Consider the following 16775-nt stretch of genomic DNA (forward strand, 5'->3'; position numbering starts at 1 on the left):
AAAACGAGAAAGCCCGTCAGGAGACGGGCTTCAATATGTGACAGCGTATGCCGGCTACAGGGGCTTGCCCCGGTTGCCATGCTGACTGACAAAGGTTTGCACGGCTTTCAGATCGTTAGGCAAAACGGTGCAGCGCTCATCTCGTTCAAACAAATCAGACAGATGCGCAGGCAGTTCAAGCGCTTTTCCTACACCGGCCTTTTCCACGGCATCCGGGAACTTGACCGGATGGGCCGTGCCAAGAATCACCATCGGAGTATCCAGGCTGCGGCGGCATTCGCGCGCGGCCTTGACGCCAATGGCGGTATGCGGATCCAGCAGCTCGCCCGTCTGCTCGTAGACTTCGGCGATGGTTTCGCAGGTTTGTGCGTCATCCACGGCCAGGGAGTCGAATAACTTGCGGGCTTCGGTCCAGCGTTCCTGCTCGACGCTGAAACCGCCACCTTGCTTGAAGCTGTCCATCAGGCCGGCGATCGCCGCGCCGTTGCGGCCGTGCAGGTCGAACAACAGACGCTCGAAGTTCGACGACACCATGATGTCCATGGAGGGCGACAGCGTGGCGTGCAGGGTTTCCTTGACGTACTGATTGCCGCTCATGAAGCGGTGCAGTATGTCGTTGCGGTTGGTGGCAACGATCAATTGGTTGATCGGCAGGCCCATGTTGCGTGCCAGGTAACCGGCAAAGATGTCGCCGAAGTTGCCGGTTGGCACCGAGAACGATACCGAACGCGCAGGACCGCCCAATTGCAGGGCTGCGTGGAAGTAGTAGACGATCTGGGCCATGATCCGCGCCCAGTTGATCGAGTTCACTGCCACCAGGCGAGTGCCCTTGAGGAAACTCTGGTCGGCGAAACTGGCCTTGACCATTTCCTGGCAGTCATCGAAGTTGCCTTCGATGGCGATGTTGTGGATGTTCTCGCCTAAGATCGTGGTCATCTGCCGACGCTGGACTTCAGACACACGGTTATGTGGGTGCAGGATGAAGATGTCGACGTTTTCGCAGTGCTTGCAGCCTTCGATGGCGGCCGAACCGGTGTCACCCGAGGTGGCGCCGACGATTACCACACGCTCGCCGCGTTTTTCCAGCACGTAGTCCAGCAGGCGGCCGAGCAGTTGCAGGGCGAAATCCTTGAACGCCAGGGTCGGGCCGTGGAACAGCTCCAATACCCATTCATTGCCGTTCAGCTGGCGCAGCGGTGCCACGGCGTTGTGGGAAAACACGCCGTAAGTCTCTTCAAGAATCTTTTTGAAGTCGGCATCGGGGATGCTGCCGGTGACGAACGGGCGCATCACCCGGAAGGCCAGCTCGTGATATGGCAGGCCGGCCCAGGAAGCAATTTCTTCCTGGGTAAAACGTGGCAGGTTTTCCGGCACATACAGGCCGCCGTCAGTGGCCAGACCGGCCAGCAGGACGTCTTCGAAATTCAGGGCCGGTGCCTGGCCGCGGGTACTGATATAACGCATGACTGGCTCCAATAGACAGTGTTCGCAAAACCGGGCCCTCGCGGACCCGGCGAACGATAACGGCTTAGTTCAGGTGCTCGACGCGGATCCGTACGACCGGACCGACCACGCCCGCCAGGGCTTCCAGGGCGGCGATCGCGTCGTTCATGTTCTGTTCCAGCACACGGTGGGTCAGCAGGATCATCGGTACCAGGCCGTCGTGTTCTTCGACTTCCTTCTGCATGATCGATTCAATGTTGATGCCGCGCTCCGACAGGATGCTCGACACCTGGGCCAACACGCCCGGGTGATCCTTGGCCTGAATGCGCAGGTAATAGGCGCTTTCGCAGGCTTCGATCGGCAGGATCGGGTGGGCCGACAGCGAATCCGGCTGGAAGGCCAGGTGCGGCACACGGTTTTTCGGGTCGGAGGTCATGGCGCGAACCACGTCCACCAGGTCGGCGATCACCGACGACGCGGTCGGCTCCATGCCGGCGCCCGCACCGTAGAACAGGGTCGAACCCGCGGCGTCACCGTTGACCATTACCGCATTCATCACGCCATTGACGTTGGCGATCAGGCGATCGGCCGGGATCAGTGTCGGGTGCACGCGCAACTCGATGCCGCTCGCGGTTCTGCGCGCCACGCCCAGGTGCTTGATGCGATAACCCAGTGCTTCGGCGTAGTTCACGTCAGCGGTGGTCAGCTTGGTGATGCCTTCGGTGTAAGCCTTGTCGAATTGCAGCGGAATGCCGAAGGCGATGGACGCCAGGATCGTCAGCTTGTGTGCCGCATCGATGCCTTCGACGTCGAACGTCGGATCGGCTTCGGCGTAACCCAGGGCTTGCGCCTCGGCGAGTACGTCTTCGAAGGTGCGGCCCTTTTCACGCATTTCCGTGAGGATGAAGTTACCGGTGCCGTTGATGATCCCGGCGACCCAGTTGATGCGGTTGGCGGACAGGCCTTCACGGATCGCCTTGATCACCGGAATACCACCGGCTACCGCCGCTTCGAACGCCACAATCACGCCTTTCTCGCGGGCCTTGGCGAAAATTTCATTACCGTGAACGGCGATCAGCGCCTTGTTCGCGGTCACTACGTGCTTTCCGTTTTCGATCGCGGTGAGTACCAGCTCGCGGGCAACGGTGTAGCCGCCCATCAGCTCTATGACGATGTCGATCTCAGGGTTCGTGGCCACTTCGAAGACATCGTTGGTAATCGCAATACCGGTCGTCTGGAACTGAGGCTTTGGCGTGCGCATGGCAATTTGTGCCACTTCAATTCCACGCCCGGCACGACGAGCAATTTCCTCGGCGTTGCGCTGAAGTACGTTGAAGGTTCCGCCACCGACGGTCCCTAACCCACAGATGCCTACTTTGACCGGTTTCACTGTGAACTCCCCATAAAACGGCCGACTCGAGGCCGGCCGTGAAAACAACCGCAGACTCGCGGTTCCCTATTGATGGTCGGGCAGGTTAGCGCCCAACCATGATCGTCAAAGGCTGACCGTGACGATACGAACTTATTTCGCACCCAGCGCCAGTTTGGCGACTTGTGGCGCAGGCTGGTAGCCCGGAATGACCTGGCCATCAGCCAAAACGATGGCCGGTGTGCCATTCACGCCGATCGACTGACCGAGGGCGAACTGCCTGGAAACCGGGTTATCGCACTTGGCGGCCTTGATTTCCTTGCCATCGACCATTTTGTCCATGGCAGCTTTCCTGTCTTTCGAACACCAGACCGCTTGCAGCTGTTCGTCACCTGGCGAGCCCAGGCCCTGGCGCGGGAACGCGACGTAACGCACTTCGATGCCGCGCTTGTTCAGTTCAGGCACTTCGGCGTGCAGTTTGTGGCAGTACGGGCACGTGGTGTCGGTGAACACGGTGATGTGCGATTTGGTTTCGCCTATCGCCGGGTAAACCACGGTTTCCGCTACCGGAATCGCGTTGACCAGTTTGGAAACGCCCAGGCGCTCGGTCTTTTCGGTCAGGTTGACCGGCTTGCCGTCCTTGAGCTGGAACATGTAGCCCTGAACCACGTATTGACCGTCGGCGCTGGCATACAGCACGCGGCTGCCCTTGAGTCGGACTTCGTACAAGCCTGGCAATGGACTGGCGGTGATGGTCTCTACCGGAACTTCGAGCTGGAGGTTTTCCAGGCTTTTACGAATGGCTTTGTCGGCCGCGTCATCGGCGACGGCAAAGGTGCTGACCAACGCAATGGCTGCGGCGGCGAAAATCTGGGTCAGACGCATGAGAACTCCTGAAGGCGGACAAATGGGACAATCAGAACGCCCGTGCCGAAACACCGGGTCATAACCGCCCATCGTGCAAACCGGCAAAGCCTACCACATAAGGCTCGCGCGGCCGAATGCACCTGTCGCAAGACATTGGGACAACGCAATCCACTGTGGGAGCGAGCAAGCTCGCTCCCACAAAAAGCAGATCGCAGACAGGTCAGCCGCGCGGGTGGTGTTTGGCGTGCAGGTCCTGCAGGCGGGCGCGGGCGACGTGGGTGTAGATCTGGGTGGTGGACAGATCGCTGTGGCCGAGCAGCATTTGCACCACTCGCAAGTCAGCGCCGTGGTTGAGCAAGTGCGTGGCGAAGGCGTGACGCAGCGTATGCGGTGACAGCGACTTGCCGATCCCGGCGACCTTGGCCTGGTGCTTGATGCGGTGCCAGAAGGTCTGGCGGGTCATCTGCTCGCCGCGCTGGCTGGGGAACATGACATCGCTGGGACGTCCGCCGAGCAGCTCTTGGCGACCATCACGCAGGTAACGCTCGACCCAGACGATCGCCTCCTCGCCCATTGGCACCAATCGCTCCTTGCTGCCCTTGCCCATCACCCGCAGCACGCCCTGGCGCAGGTTGACCTGCTCCAGTGTCAGGCTGATCAGCTCGGTCACCCGCAAGCCGCAGGCATAAAGCACTTCGAGCATGGCGCGGTCTCGCTGACCGATGGCTTCGCTCAGGTCTGGAGCTTTCAACAGGGCCTCGACGTCGGCTTCCGACAGGGATTTAGGCAACGGCCTACCCAGCTGAGGCATATCGACGCGCAACGTCGGATCGACGGCGATCAGCTTTTCCCGCAACAGATAGCGATAGAAGCCACGCACGCCTGAGAGAAATCTGGCGGTGGAACGGGGTTTGTAGTTTTGCTCCAGACGCCAGGCCAGGTGATCGAGGATCAGTTCGCGGCCGGCGTTGATCAGCTCCAGCCCTTTTTCCTGCAACCAGCCGTTGAACAGCGCCAGGTCGCTGCGATAGGCATCGCGGGTGTTATCGGAGAGGCCTTTCTCCAGCCACAGGGCGTCGAGGAACTGGTCTATCAGTGGGTGATCGATGGCGGGCATAGGGGCTCAGGTAGCGGGAATCCGAGGGTAAGTCTTTCATAGCCGGACAGGGCTTCACAGTGCCTGATGCAATTGCGGCGACGGGTAGATCGATCGCGGGCAAGCCACGCGCCTACAGGTCCGCGTCAATAAATCGCGGGCACAAAAAAGCAGCCCGAAGGCTGCTTTTTTCTGCATCGGAAGCTGGACTTAAGCCAGTTTTTCCTTGATGCGAGCTGCTTTACCGGACAGGTCACGCAGGTAGTACAGCTTGGCTTTACGTACGTCACCGCGACGTTTAACGGCCATGCTGTCGATTTGCGGGCTGTAGGTCTGGAAAGTACGCTCTACGCCAACACCGTTGGAGATTTTACGCACGGTGAAAGCACTGTTTACGCCGCGGTTACGCTTGGCGATAACAACACCTTCGAACGCTTGCAGACGCGAACGGTCGCCTTCCTTCACTTTCACCTGAACGACAATGGTGTCGCCCGGGGCAAAGGTAGGGATCTCTTTGGTCATCTGCTCTGCTTCGAGTGCAAGGATGATTTTGTTAGTCATGCTGTGCTCCTAAGGTAAATCGTCGGATCTACCATCGATACGTTGTTAACTATCGTCCCGCTCGCGGATGTATTCCTCGAGCAGCTTCTTCTCTTCTCCAGAAAGCGAGCGGCTTTCCAGAAGATCGGCGCGTCGTTCAAAGGTCCGACCAAGGGACTGCTGTAAACGCCAACGCCGGATGTGCGCGTGATTGCCACTTAGCAATACGTCGGGAACACGCTGATCCGCATACACCTCCGGTCGGGTGTAGTGCGGGCAATCCAGCAAACCATCCGTAAAGGAATCTTCCTCGGCGGAGTCCGCATGCCCTAAAGCTCCGGGCAGCAGTCGTGTAACCGCATCGATCAGGACCATCGCCGGCAGCTCGCCGCCAGACAGTACATAGTCGCCAATCGACCACTCTTCATCGACATGAGCTTCAATAAAACGCTCGTCAATGCCTTCATAACGGCCGGCAATCAGGATCAATGCATCCAGATTCGCCAACTCGCGTACCGCCGACTGAGTCAGTTGACGGCCTTGGGGGGACAGGTAAATCACCTTCGCCGCCTCCCCGGCTGCTGCCTTGGCCTGAACCAGAGCATCTTCCAGGGGCTTGATCTTCATCACCATGCCCGGACCACCGCCAAATGGGCGATCATCCACAGTGTGATGTCGATCCGTCGTGTAGTCTCGCGGATTCCAACAGGTGAGCTGCAACAGCCCCTGTTTCACCGCACGACTGGTGATGCCGTACTCGCTGATGGCGGAGAACATCTCGGGAAACAAACTGATCACTTCTACACGCAAGTTAGCCACGCTTAGAAGTCCGCATCCCATTCCACCTTCATCTCGCCTGCGGCAAGGTCGATGGCCAACACGCATTGCTTCGTATAGGGCAACAGGCGTTCGCGATCATCCAGGCTGCCAGCGCAAGGCTTGACCACCATTACATCATTGGCGCCGGTTTCCAGAAGATGATCGATTTTCCCGAGCAATTGCCCCAGGTGATCAATAACCTTCAGACCTTCCAGCTGGTACCAGTAGTACTCGCCGTCGGTCAATTCAGGGAACAGGTTGCGCGGCACGCAGATCTCATAACCGGCCAGAAGACGAGCTTCTTCACGATCATCGAGACCCTTGAGCTTTGCGACCAGGAACTTGTCGTTCCCGCGTCCGCTGACCAGCTCGACCTGTTTCACATTGCCTTCGCGCTTGAGCGTCCAGGTTTTGTACTGCAACAGGTTTTCAGTCGGATCAGTAAAGGAATAAACCTTCACTTCGCCGCGAACGCCATGAACAGAATAAATCTTGCCGATAACGATCAAATCATCAGCAACAGCAGGCGTCGCGTTCATATTGCTCAGGCCGCAGCCTTAGCAGCGTCCTTCAACAACTGAGCAACACGCTCAGAAGGCTGTGCACCAACGCTCAGCCAGTAGGCTACGCGCTCTTGGTTCACGGACAGACGGACTTCTTGACCACGAGCAACAGGGTTGAAGAAACCAACCTGTTCCTTGTGCGAACCGTCGCGCGGGTTGCGGCTGTCGGTTACGGTCAAGTGGTAAAACGGGCGCTTTTTGGAGCCGCCAAGGGCAAGACGGATTGTTAGCATGTGAACATCGTTCCTGTAGTCGGTGCTGCAAATCTAAAGGCACAGCGGGCATAGGTGCCCGAAAGGCCGCATATTCTAAGGAATATCCGGACTTTTGCAAATGTCTTTTTCCGGCGGCCTTCCGGTCGCCATCCAGATTTGCTATAGAGCCGTCGTTGAAAACGGCCAGTCAGCTCCCGCCAAGTGCGGGTTTGCTGGAGATCCCACTTCCGTGTGGGCTGCGCAAGAGCAAGCCCTTGCGCGAGATCTTTACATTTTCGGCATGCCGCCGCCGGGCAACATACCGCCCATGCCGCGCATCATTTTGGCCATTCCGCCTTTGGCGGAGAATTTCTTCATCATCTTCTGCATCTGCTTGTGCTGCTTGATCAAGCGACCGATGTCCTGCACCTGGGTGCCCGAACCCATGGCGATCCGGCGTTTGCGCGAACCGCTGATCAGCTCAGGGTCGCGGCGCTCGGCCGGGGTCATGGAATTGATGATGGCTTCCATCTGCTTGAACTGCTTCTCTGCCGCGCCCTGGGCATTGCCCATCTGCGCCAGGTTCACGCCGCCGATGTTCGGCAGTTTGTCCATGAGGCCGCCAAGGCCGCCCATGTTTTTCATCTGTTGCAGCTGATCGCGGAAGTCTTCGAGGTCGAAGCCCTTGCCCTTCTTCAGCTTCTTGGCCAGCTTGTCGGCCTTGTCCTTGTCGAGGGTCTGCTCGGCCTGCTCGATCAGGCTGAGCACGTCGCCCATGCCGAGGATGCGCGAAGCGATACGCTCAGGGTGGAACGGCTCGAGCGCTTCGCTCTTCTCGCCCATACCGATGAACTTGATCGGCTTGCCGGTGATGGCACGCACCGAGAGCGCGGCACCGCCACGGGCATCGCCGTCGACCTTGGTCAGGATCACACCGGTCAGGGGCAGCGCGTCGCCAAATGCCTTGGCCGTGTTGGCGGCATCCTGGCCGGTCATGGCATCGACCACGAACAGGGTTTCGACCGGGTTGATCGCGGCGTGCAACGCCTTGATCTCGCCCATCATCTCTTCATCGATGTGCAGGCGACCGGCGGTATCGACGATGACCACGTCGATGAATTTGAGTTTCGCTTCTTTAATGGCAGCCTGGGCGATCTCGACCGGCTTCTGGCTCAGGTCGGACGGGAAGAAGGTCACGCCGACTTCGCCCGCGAGCATTTCCAGCTGCTTGATCGCCGCAGGACGGTAAACGTCCGCGGAGACGACCATGACCGACTTCTTCTTGCGCTCTTTAAGGAAGCGCGCGAGCTTGCCGGCGGTAGTGGTTTTACCCGCACCCTGCAAACCGGCCATCAGCACGACGGCAGGCGGCACGGCGCTCAGGTTCAAGTCTTCGTTGGCCGCGCCCATCAGGCTTTCGAGTTCGGCCTGGACGATTTTGACGAAGGCCTGGCCCGGCGTCAGGCTGCGCGACACCTCGGTGCCGACGGCGCGTTCCTTGACCGAGTTGACGAAGTCTTTGACCACCGGCAAGGCGACGTCGGCTTCGAGCAACGCCATGCGCACTTCACGCAGGGTGTCTTTGATGTTGTCCTCGGTCAGCTTGGCCTTGCCGGTGACATGGCGCAGCGTCTGCGAGAGACGGTCGGTTAAGTTTTCAAACATTGCGCGATCCTTTCAGGCCCTGTGTAGACCGGGATAATGGCGGCCCAGACCGGAATCAACATGTGCTCGGCGAGCCTGCGGCGTGGGCAGGTCGCGGATTATAGCGAAGACTGCGTCTGGCGGACACCTCGCACTTTCGTGCGGTGTGGGTTCTATGCCAAACTCAGCGCCTTTCGGGCTTGCCTAACAGGATTTATGCTCCCCTTGTCACCCAGCTTGCTTACTACCCTCGCCGCCGCCTGCTTGTATGCCGCTGCGACCCTCTATCAGGGCTCTCGCCTGGCCACGGGAGCCAAGGCGAACAAGCGCCTGCTGGTCACGCTCGGCGTGCTGGCCGTGCTGGCTCACAGTGCCAGCCTGTTTACCCATCTGTTGACGCCGATCGGCCTGGGCCTGGATTTTTTCAGCGCCGCCAGCCTGATCGCCGCGGCGGTCATCGCCCTGACCCTGCTGGCCTGCTCGCGGATTCCGGTGGAAAACCTGCTGATATTGCTGTTCCCGCTGGGCCTGGCGACCGTGCTGCTCGCGCAGCTCGCCCCCGCCGGTACGGTGCAGATCATCGACGAGGAGCCGGGCATCCTCGCGCACATCCTGCTGTCGATCCTCGCCTACGGCATGTTCACCATTGCGGTGTTCCAGGCCTTGTTGCTGTTGGTTCAAGACCATCAGCTCAAGCACAAGCACCCCTCCGGGCTGATCAAGAACTTCCCGCCCCTGCAAACCATGGAAAGCCTGCTGTTTGGCTTCCTCTGGGCTGGCTGGACCCTGTTGTCGCTGTCGCTGATCTCTGGCTGGCTGTTCGTCGACAACCTGTTTGCCCAGCACCTGGTGCACAAGACGTTGCTGGCGTGCCTGGCCTGGATCGTCTTCAGCGTGCTGCTCTGGGGGCGCAACCGCCTCGGCTGGCGCGGACACAAGGCCATTCGCTGGACCCTCGCCGGTTTCTGCCTGCTGATGCTGGCGTATTTCGGCAGCAAGCTGGTCCGTGAATACATCCTGCACATCTGACGGGCCGCACTAATGGACGACTTGCCCATCGGGCCGATGCTCGCAGTAATGGCCCTGCTGATTTTATGGTCGGGGCTGTTTACCGCCATCGAAGCGGCACAACAACACTTGCTGGCCCGGCGCACTGCCACCCGCTCAAGCGACAAACCGGTGGCCAAGCTGAGTTTTGCGCTGAACAGCCTGATCCTCTGCAACACCCTGTGTCGTGCATTGGTGGTCGTCATCAGCACCTTGCTGGCGATTTTCACCTGGGCGCAAAACGGTCCGTGGGTGGCATGCCTGGGGGCTGGGGCCCTGCTGCTGGTGTTTGCCGATTACCTGCCGCGCACCCTTGCCGCTCGCTACCCCGACGCGGTCCTGGCCCTGGGCAACACCTTGCTCGGCGCGCCGCTGAAAATAATCTACCCGGCCGCCTGGCTGCTCAATGGCATCAGCCAGTTACTGATGCGCCCGTTCGCCCGCAAAGCCAAAGTGGTGCACAAGAGTGAAGACGAGGCACCGAGCGAGCGGCGCGACGATCACGAACAGGCGGCCTGTCGTCCGCACCCTTTGTCGGGCATCCATGCGCTGGACAACATCACGGTCAACGACATTCTGGTACCGCGCAGTGACGTTGACGGGATCAACCTCGATGATTCCATCGAGGAAATCGTCGAACAGCTGCGCCACAACAGACGGACCCGCCTGCCGGTGTTCCACAGTGATATCAACCAGGTCGAAGCCGTGCTCAACACCCGGCAGATCCGTCACTTGCTACCCGATGGGCGCCTGACGCTGGAAGACTTGCTGGCGGCCAGCCATGAGCCGTACTTCGTGCCGGAAAGCACCCCGCTGCAGCTGCAGCTGCTCAATTTCCACAAACAGCAGCGGCGCCTGGGCATGGTGGTCGACGAGTACGGTGAAGTGCTCGGCATCGTGACCCTGGAAGACATTCTCGAAGAAATCGTCGGCGAGTTCGAAAGCCAGCACAGTCTGGACAACCCGCATATTCATCCGCAGGCCGATGGGCGCCTGGTCATTGATGGCGCGGCGTCGATCCGCGACCTGAACAAGAGCCTGGGCTGGCACCTGCCCAGTGACGGCCCGAAAACCCTCAACGGGTTGGTCACCGAGGCGCTGGAGACGATTCCGGACAGCGCGGTATGCCTGAAGATCGGCCGTTATCGACTGGAAATCCTCGAAACCGAGGACAACCGCGTTACCCGTGTGTTGATCTGGCATACCAGTTCAGTTCCAGTGGTTATCTGACCCCTGACACATCCCCTGTGGCGAGGGAGCTTGCTCCCGCTGGAGTGCGAAGCAGTCCCGATCACAGACGCCGCGATTATCCTGACAGCACCAACCCAGCCTTTTTGCGGCCGCTGCGCGCCCGAGCGGGAGCAAGCTCCCTCGCCACAAAAGCCATCGCAAGCCTTTGGCCACTTGTTCGATCGTTAGCCACCTTCCTATAATCGATCCGCTTACCCAAGCCCCGCCCCACCCCCGTGCTACCCGCACTCCGCTTCAAACCCACATCCCTGGGTGTTCGACCATAATAATTCGCTCCACTGGGGCACATGACTGTCAGGGATAACCGCATGACGACCAGCACGACTTATAACGACACCACGCCTGCGCAACCGACGAACTCCGCCACCCGGGTGGCCACCGCGAGCTTCATCGGCACCGCCATCGAGTTCTACGACTTCTACGTCTATGCCACTGCGGCTGCACTGGTGATCGGCCCGGTGTTCTTTCCGCAGACTTCCGGTACGGCCCAGATGCTGTCTGCCTTCCTGACCTTCGGGATCGCGTTCCTGGCACGCCCATTGGGCTCGGCACTGTTCGGCCACTTCGGTGATCGCATCGGGCGCAAATCGACCCTGGTCGCTTCGCTGCTGTTGATGGGCGTATGCACCACGCTGATCGGCGTACTGCCGGGTTACGACAGCATCGGGGCCTGGGCGCCGATCCTGCTCTGCGTGCTGCGCTTCGGTCAGGGCCTGGGATTGGGGGGTGAATGGGGCGGCGCAGCGCTGCTGGCGACGGAAAATGCACCCAAGGGCAAACGCGCCTGGTTCGGCATGTTCCCGCAGCTGGGCCCCTCGATCGGCTTCCTGGCGGCTAACGGGCTGTTCCTGACCCTCGCTATGACCCTTGACGACGAGCAGTTCCGCTCGTGGGGCTGGCGGATCCCCTTCCTGCTCAGCGCCGCGCTGGTGATGGTGGGTCTGTACGTGCGCCTCAAGCTTCACGAAACGCCAGTATTCGCCAATGCCATGGCTCGTCAGGAACGGGTGAAGATTCCGCTGGTCGAGCTGTTCAGCCAGTACTGGGCGCCGATGTTGCTGGGTGCCGGGGCGATGGTGGTGTGCTATGCGCTGTTTTACATCTCGACGGTATTTTCCCTGAGCTATGGCGTGTCGACGCTCGGCTACACCCGCGAAACCTTCCTCGCGCTGCTGTGCTTCGCCGTACTGTTCATGGCCGCGGCGACGCCGTTGTCGGCCCTGGCCAGCGACCGTTACGGGCGCAAGCCGGTGCTGATCATCGGCGGGGTGCTGGCGATCCTGTCCGGGTTCTTGATGGAACCGCTGCTGACCCAGGGTTCGACCTGGGGCGTGGCGCTGTTCCTGTGCATCGAGCTGTTTCTGATGGGCGTGACCTTTGCGCCGATGGGTGCGCTGCTGCCAGAGCTGTTTCCGACCCACGTGCGTTATACCGGCGCTTCGGCAGCCTACAACCTGGGCGGGATCGTCGGGGCCTCGGCGGCGCCGTTCTTTGCGCAGAAACTGGTGGCGATGGGTGGTTTGAGTTATGTCGGCGGGTATGTGTCGGGGGCGGCGGTGTTGAGTTTGATTGCTGTGCTGTGCTTGAAGGAAACGCGTAATAACGATTTGAATCGGGTGGCCTGAATCAGAAGCATCGCCAGCAGGCTGGCTCCCACATGGAAATTGGGTGTACACAAAATCTGTGACCAACCAATTACCCTGTGGGAGCTAGCCTGCTAGCGATTGCCGCGCCTCGGTTACAGCTCGACTACAACAGCCTGAGAAGCACGGGTCGCTTTTGCACGAGCTGCTTCAATCGACTCATCCCGCGCCAACGCCACACCCATCCGGCGCTGGCCATTGACCTCAGGCTTGCCAAACAGACGCAACGCCGTGTCCGGCTCGCTCAACGCAGCACCGAGATTGGCGAAAGCTGTCTGAGTCGACTGCCCTTCCACCAGAATCACCGCCGAAGCCGATGGACCGAACTGACGGATCAGTGGAATCGGCAGGCCCAAGATCGCCCGTGCGTGCAGCGCAAACTGCGACAGATCCTGGGAAATCAACGTCACCAGGCCGGTGTCATGCGGACGCGGCGACACTTCGCTGAACCACACCTGATCGCCCTTGATGAACAGCTCGACGCCAAACAGGCCACGACCGCCCAGGGCTTCGGTGACCGCTTTGGCCACGCGTTCGGATTCCGCCAGCGCCACCGGGCTCATGGCCTGCGGTTGCCAGGATTCCTGGTAGTCGCCCTTCTCCTGACGATGACCGACTGGCGCGCAGAACGTCGTGCCACCGACGTGGCGCACGGTCAGCAGGGTGATTTCGTAGTCGAAGTCGACGAAGCCTTCGATGATGACGCGACCTTTGCCGGCGCGACCGCCTTCTTGAGCGTAATCCCAGGCCTTCTGCACATCATCGGCGCTGCGCAGCAGGCTCTGGCCCTTGCCCGAGGAACTCATCACCGGCTTGACCACGCACGGGAAGCCCAGGTCCTGGACAGCCTTGCTGTAGGCCTCGAAGGTGTCGGCGAAGTGGTAGGGCGAAGTCGGCAGGTCCAGCTCTTCGGCGGCCAGGCGACGGATGCCTTCGCGGTTCATGGTCAGTTGCGCGGCGCGCGCGGTCGGGATCACGGTGAAGCCTTCGGCTTCCAGCTCGACCAGGGTCGTGGTGGCGATGGCTTCGATTTCCGGCACAATGAAGTGCGGCTTCTCGGCTTCGATCACGGCACGCAGGGCCGCGCCGTCGAGCATATTGATCACGTGGCTGCGATGGGCAACCTGCATGGCCGGCGCGTTGGCGTAGCGATCCACGGCAATCACTTCAACGCCCAGGCGCTGCAGCTCGATCACCACTTCCTTGCCCAACTCGCCACAGCCACACAGCAATACGCGGGTCGCGGTTGGCGACAATGGAGTTCCGATACGGGTCATCTCAGGTCCTCAAGAAGCGGATCATCGAGGGTCGCGTCGCGCCTGGCGCGCTTCCCATGGGGAGAAAGCGCGGCATTTTACATGAACCAGAAGCTTTGGCTTCAGCCGGCGACAGCCTGTTGGCGCAAGCACCAGGCCATGATCAGCCACACGGCGGTCACACCGGCGAACTTCGAGCCCATGGCGGTGCGAATCACGGCCAAATGGCACAGGGTAATTCCTGCAGGAGCGAGCTTGCTCGCGAAGATCGACAACGATAACGCGTAAAACCGGGTTCATAGCGGCGTCTTGGGGTTTTTCGCGAGCAAGCTCGCTCCTACAGGAGGGCCGCACCTCAATTCCCCGGCTTTGCCCCGACCATCCAGAGAATCCCGCTGGATTTTGCCCGTTCGTGACACAACCCCAACACTCTGCGCCGCTCCTCGTTGTCCATCCGGCTCCAGCGTGTGATCTCTTCGACCGTGCGCTGGCACCCGGTGCAGACATCGTCCTCGTCCAGCGCACAGATATTCACACAGGGCGAGCGGACCGGGCGTTCGGGCGTTGTCATTGTTCCTGCTCGACCAGATCGCGGGCATAACGCTGGGCGTTATGCACATAGTGGGCGGCACTGGCCTCGAGCATCTTCTTCTGTGCGTCGGTCAACTCGCGAACCACCTTGCCGGGCGACCCCTTGACCAGCGAACCGTCCGGAATTTCCTTGCCTTCGCCGATCAGCGAGTTGGCGCCGATGATGCAGTTCTTGCCGATTTTCGCGCCATTGAGTATCACCGCGTTGATCCCGATCAGACTGTAATCACCGACGGTGCAACCGTGGAGCATGGCGTTGTGGCCGATGGTCACGCCGGTACCGATGGTCAGCGGGTAGCCCATGTCAGTGTGCATCACCGTGCCATCCTGCACGTTGCTGTTCTTGCCGATCAGGATCAATTCATTGTCGCCACGCAGCACGGCGTTGAACCAGACGTTGGCGCCCTCTTCCAGCTTGACCTTGCCGACCAGCACGGCGTTGGGTGCGACCCAGCTTTGTGGATGGGTTTCGACGCGAGCGTCGCCCAGGCGGTATTTCATCGTTGTTTCCCTCGAGGCTCAGGCAGGCTCACTTCGCAAAACAGGTTCAGGCCATTTCGAACGATGGCTTCAGGTGTTGGTAAAACTCTTGGGCGGTTGGTGCAGACTGATTCTGGCGTCATAAAGCAGGTTGATCAACTCGACAATCATGATCGCGGTCAGGCCCCAGATCTTGTACTCGCCATAACGATAACTCGGCACGTACCAACTGCGGCCCTGGTAATCGATGCGGTGAGTATGTTCGCGCGGGTCCTTGCGGAAGAATTCCAGAGGTACGCTGAACACCGCGGCAATCTCGGCATCGTTGGCCTGGTATTCGACGAAGTCCGGAATCACGCCGACATAAGGCGTGACCTTGATGCCATGCAGGGAGATCAGCGGGCTCAGCGGGCCGATCACTTCGACCAGCCCCGGTGGCAGGCCGATTTCTTCTTCGGCTTCGCGCAGGGCGGTGAAAACAAGGTCCGGGTCTTCGGGGTCGCGGCGACCGCCGGGGAAAGCGACTTCACCGCCATGGGTCGAGAGCCCGCTGGCGCGCAGGGTCAGGACCAGTTCCGGTTCATCACTGCGAGTAATGGGCACCAGTACCGCGGCTTCAGGGAAACGGCTATCGGTTTCCAGTTTGCGTGGAGTGTGGTTGCTTACTCGATGCAATAGCTCGTCCAGCATGAGACTTCTCGATTTATTCTCTACCTCGCATCATGCACCAATCGAACCGGCCGCCCAACCCCATAACCGCTGCATGTCGCTAAACGACAACTTGCCGACAGACACCGCCGCACGCCAAGATAGGCACAGCATTCAGGAACCCAAGCATGAAATTTTGCAGTCAGTGCGGCAACCCGGTGACCCAACGCATTCCAGAAGGCGATTCGCGCCTGCGTTATGTCTGCGACAGCTGTCATACGATTCATTACCAGAACCCCAATATCGTCGCCGGTTGTGTGCCGGTCTGGGGCTCGAAGGTGTTGCTGTGCCGGCGCGCCATCGAACCGCGGCTCGGTTACTGGACCCTGCCGGCCGGTTTCATGGAGAACGGCGAGACCATCGAGCAGGCGGCGATTCGCGAGACCGCAGAAGAGGCCTGTGCCCGGGTGCGTAACCTGAGCATCTATACCTTGATCGATGTGCCGCATATCAGTCAGGTGCACGTGTTCTTTCGTGCGGAGCTGGCGGATCTGGATTTTTCCGCCGGTCCCGAAAGCCTGGAGGTGGCGCTGTTCGAAGAAGTCGACATCCCTTGGTCCGAGCTGGCTTTCCGTACGGTAGGCCGTACCCTAGAATGCTACTTCGCAGACCGGCGGACCGAGATATACCCCGTGCGGTCCGAATCGATCCCGCCGCTCGTTCAACCTGCCATCCGTTAAAAAACCTTCTATAAATAAAATAGTCGCGACACCTTTCAGGGATATCGTTTCAATGCGCTGGTTGCTTGCCGTGTTTTGTCTGTCGTTCATCACTGTTTCCCAGGCCTCCACAGCGGAAACCCTGGACGGCAAAGTCGTCGAAAAAGTCCTGGTGCTCAAATCCGCCCACCAACTGCAATTGATCAAAGACGGCAAGCCGCTCAAGACCTATCGCATTTCACTGGGAAAAAGACCGGTCGGCCCGAAACTCATGGAAGGCGACAAACGCACGCCTGAAGGTTTTTATTGGCTGGACTGGCGCAAGACCAGCGACCGCTTCAACCTGTCGATGCACATTTCCTACCCGAACATCAGCGACTCCGCCCGCGCCCGGCGCGAAGGCGTCGAGCCCGGCGGCATGATCATGATCCACGGCACCCCGGACTCCGAAGAAAACCCCGAAGACCTGTTTCACACCCTGGACTGGACCGACGGCTGCATCGCCATGCGTAACATGGACATGCGCGAGGTCTGGGGACTGGTGCCGGATGGCACGATGATCGAGATTCGTCCCTAATTCCCTCCTGTGATCGTTCCACGCTCTG

The 16775-nt window shown here is 60.0% G+C and carries 18 protein-coding genes and 1 pseudogene; 5 read left to right on the top strand and 14 right to left on the bottom strand.

Going from position 1 to position 16775, the window contains the following annotated elements; all coding sequences use genetic code 11:
• Window positions 1–54: 54 nt before the first annotated feature.
• The 9 genes from thrC to ffh form a co-directional block, all read right to left on the bottom strand.
• Window positions 55–1464 (bottom strand): threonine synthase, encoded by a 1410-nt coding sequence (thrC, locus tag ACA041_RS26555; RefSeq protein ID WP_497438539.1) that lies wholly within the window; start codon window positions 1462–1464, stop codon window positions 55–57.
• 64 nt (window positions 1465–1528) lie between these two features.
• Window positions 1529–2833: a homoserine dehydrogenase gene (locus ACA041_RS26560; protein WP_497438540.1), complete on the bottom strand. Its 1305-nt coding sequence runs from the start codon at window positions 2831–2833 to the stop codon at window positions 1529–1531.
• A gap of 132 nt (window positions 2834–2965) precedes the next feature.
• Complete coding sequence (gene dsbC / locus ACA041_RS26565) at window positions 2966–3697, bottom strand: bifunctional protein-disulfide isomerase/oxidoreductase DsbC (protein WP_497438541.1); 732 nt, start codon at window positions 3695–3697, stop codon at window positions 2966–2968.
• Between the two features lie 202 nt (window positions 3698–3899).
• On the bottom strand, window positions 3900–4796 hold the full coding sequence (xerD, locus tag ACA041_RS26570) for a site-specific tyrosine recombinase XerD (protein WP_008151625.1): 897 nt from the start codon (window positions 4794–4796) through the stop codon (window positions 3900–3902).
• 189 nt (window positions 4797–4985) lie between these two features.
• The gene (gene rplS / locus ACA041_RS26575) at window positions 4986–5336 is read right to left on the bottom strand and encodes a 50S ribosomal protein L19 (RefSeq protein WP_003175895.1); all 351 of its coding nucleotides are present in this window, start codon (window positions 5334–5336) and stop codon (window positions 4986–4988) included.
• Between the two features lie 45 nt (window positions 5337–5381).
• Window positions 5382–6155, bottom strand: coding sequence for a tRNA (guanosine(37)-N1)-methyltransferase TrmD (gene trmD, locus ACA041_RS26580; protein ID WP_154503229.1), 774 nt, complete (start codon window positions 6153–6155; stop codon window positions 5382–5384).
• Complete coding sequence (rimM, locus tag ACA041_RS26585) at window positions 6137–6673, bottom strand: ribosome maturation factor RimM (protein ID WP_497438542.1); 537 nt, start codon at window positions 6671–6673, stop codon at window positions 6137–6139. Before rimM ends, trmD begins: the two co-directional genes overlap by 19 nt.
• A 5-nt stretch (window positions 6674–6678) precedes the next feature.
• Window positions 6679–6930, bottom strand: a complete 252-nt coding sequence (gene rpsP, locus ACA041_RS26590) for a 30S ribosomal protein S16 (protein ID WP_007944872.1) — start codon at window positions 6928–6930, stop codon at window positions 6679–6681.
• Window positions 6931–7179: 249 nt separating this feature from the next.
• Window positions 7180–8556: a signal recognition particle protein gene (ffh, locus tag ACA041_RS26595; RefSeq protein ID WP_007897558.1), complete on the bottom strand. Its 1377-nt coding sequence runs from the start codon at window positions 8554–8556 to the stop codon at window positions 7180–7182.
• A 195-nt stretch (window positions 8557–8751) separates the two neighbouring features.
• Here ffh and ACA041_RS26600 point away from each other — a divergent pair, with 195 nt between their 5' ends.
• From ACA041_RS26600 to ACA041_RS26610, 3 genes are all read left to right on the top strand, one after another.
• On the top strand, window positions 8752–9564 hold the full coding sequence (locus ACA041_RS26600; RefSeq protein WP_497438543.1) for a cytochrome C assembly family protein: 813 nt from the start codon (window positions 8752–8754) through the stop codon (window positions 9562–9564).
• A gap of 12 nt (window positions 9565–9576) precedes the next feature.
• The gene (locus tag ACA041_RS26605) at window positions 9577–10812 is read left to right on the top strand and encodes an HlyC/CorC family transporter (protein ID WP_497438544.1); all 1236 of its coding nucleotides are present in this window, start codon (window positions 9577–9579) and stop codon (window positions 10810–10812) included.
• A gap of 329 nt (window positions 10813–11141) precedes the next feature.
• Entirely contained in the window at window positions 11142–12458 is a 1317-nt protein-coding gene (locus tag ACA041_RS26610) for an MFS transporter (protein ID WP_497438545.1), read from the top strand.
• A gap of 113 nt (window positions 12459–12571) precedes the next feature.
• On the opposite strand, the gene purT is transcribed toward ACA041_RS26610, so the two are convergent.
• The 5 genes and pseudogenes from purT to ACA041_RS26635 form a co-directional block, all read right to left on the bottom strand.
• Entirely contained in the window at window positions 12572–13753 is a 1182-nt protein-coding gene (gene purT, locus ACA041_RS26615) for a formate-dependent phosphoribosylglycinamide formyltransferase (RefSeq protein ID WP_497438546.1), read from the bottom strand.
• A gap of 101 nt (window positions 13754–13854) precedes the next feature.
• Window positions 13855–13950 (bottom strand): annotated as a pseudogene (locus ACA041_RS26620) (preQ0 transporter); the annotation flags it as partial.
• Between the two features lie 137 nt (window positions 13951–14087).
• Window positions 14088–14303, bottom strand: coding sequence for a DUF1289 domain-containing protein (locus tag ACA041_RS26625; protein ID WP_497438547.1), 216 nt, complete (start codon window positions 14301–14303; stop codon window positions 14088–14090).
• Window positions 14300–14824 carry a gamma carbonic anhydrase family protein gene (locus tag ACA041_RS26630; RefSeq protein WP_497438548.1) on the bottom strand — a complete coding sequence of 175 codons (525 nt, stop codon included), beginning with the start codon at window positions 14822–14824 and terminating at the stop codon, window positions 14300–14302. The genes ACA041_RS26625 and ACA041_RS26630 overlap by 4 nt, the downstream gene beginning before the upstream one ends.
• Window positions 14825–14893: 69 nt before the next feature.
• Window positions 14894–15493, bottom strand: a complete 600-nt coding sequence (locus ACA041_RS26635; RefSeq protein WP_497438549.1) for a CoA pyrophosphatase — start codon at window positions 15491–15493, stop codon at window positions 14894–14896.
• A gap of 146 nt (window positions 15494–15639) precedes the next feature.
• Between ACA041_RS26635 and ACA041_RS26640 the strand changes: the two genes are divergently transcribed.
• The gene (locus ACA041_RS26640; RefSeq protein WP_497438550.1) at window positions 15640–16191 is read left to right on the top strand and encodes an NUDIX hydrolase; all 552 of its coding nucleotides are present in this window, start codon (window positions 15640–15642) and stop codon (window positions 16189–16191) included.
• A gap of 52 nt (window positions 16192–16243) precedes the next feature.
• Window positions 16244–16747 (top strand): L,D-transpeptidase family protein, encoded by a 504-nt coding sequence (locus tag ACA041_RS26645; RefSeq protein WP_497438551.1) that lies wholly within the window; start codon window positions 16244–16246, stop codon window positions 16745–16747.
• The last annotated feature ends 28 nt before the right edge of the window (window positions 16748–16775 follow it).

It is taken from the genome of Pseudomonas sp. LBUM1676 (assembly GCF_059695605.1).

Bases quoted from the DNA above. Each gene is read 5' to 3' on its own strand.
- rplS (WP_003175895.1), bottom strand. From the start codon at position 5,336: ATGACTAACAAAATCATCCTTGCACTCGAAGCAGAGCAGATGACCAAA.
- trmD (WP_154503229.1), bottom strand. From the start codon at position 6,155: ATGGGATGCGGACTTCTAAGCGTGGCTAACTTGCGTGTAGAAGTGATC.
- ACA041_RS26610 (WP_497438545.1), top strand. From the start codon at position 11,142: ATGACGACCAGCACGACTTATAACGACACCACGCCTGCGCAACCGACG.
- ACA041_RS26645 (WP_497438551.1), top strand. From the start codon at position 16,244: ATGCGCTGGTTGCTTGCCGTGTTTTGTCTGTCGTTCATCACTGTTTCC.
- ACA041_RS26630 (WP_497438548.1), bottom strand. From the start codon at position 14,824: ATGAAATACCGCCTGGGCGACGCTCGCGTCGAAACCCATCCACAAAGC.
- ACA041_RS26635 (WP_497438549.1), bottom strand. From the start codon at position 15,493: ATGCTGGACGAGCTATTGCATCGAGTAAGCAACCACACTCCACGCAAA.
- rimM (WP_497438542.1), bottom strand. From the start codon at position 6,673: ATGAACGCGACGCCTGCTGTTGCTGATGATTTGATCGTTATCGGCAAG.
- ACA041_RS26625 (WP_497438547.1), bottom strand. From the start codon at position 14,303: ATGACAACGCCCGAACGCCCGGTCCGCTCGCCCTGTGTGAATATCTGT.
- ACA041_RS26640 (WP_497438550.1), top strand. From the start codon at position 15,640: ATGAAATTTTGCAGTCAGTGCGGCAACCCGGTGACCCAACGCATTCCA.
- purT (WP_497438546.1), bottom strand. From the start codon at position 13,753: ATGACCCGTATCGGAACTCCATTGTCGCCAACCGCGACCCGCGTATTG.
- ACA041_RS26600 (WP_497438543.1), top strand. From the start codon at position 8,752: ATGCTCCCCTTGTCACCCAGCTTGCTTACTACCCTCGCCGCCGCCTGC.
- xerD (WP_008151625.1), bottom strand. From the start codon at position 4,796: ATGCCCGCCATCGATCACCCACTGATAGACCAGTTCCTCGACGCCCTG.
- dsbC (WP_497438541.1), bottom strand. From the start codon at position 3,697: ATGCGTCTGACCCAGATTTTCGCCGCCGCAGCCATTGCGTTGGTCAGC.
- rpsP (WP_007944872.1), bottom strand. From the start codon at position 6,930: ATGCTAACAATCCGTCTTGCCCTTGGCGGCTCCAAAAAGCGCCCGTTT.
- ffh (WP_007897558.1), bottom strand. From the start codon at position 8,556: ATGTTTGAAAACTTAACCGACCGTCTCTCGCAGACGCTGCGCCATGTC.
- ACA041_RS26605 (WP_497438544.1), top strand. From the start codon at position 9,577: ATGGACGACTTGCCCATCGGGCCGATGCTCGCAGTAATGGCCCTGCTG.
- thrC (WP_497438539.1), bottom strand. From the start codon at position 1,464: ATGCGTTATATCAGTACCCGCGGCCAGGCACCGGCCCTGAATTTCGAA.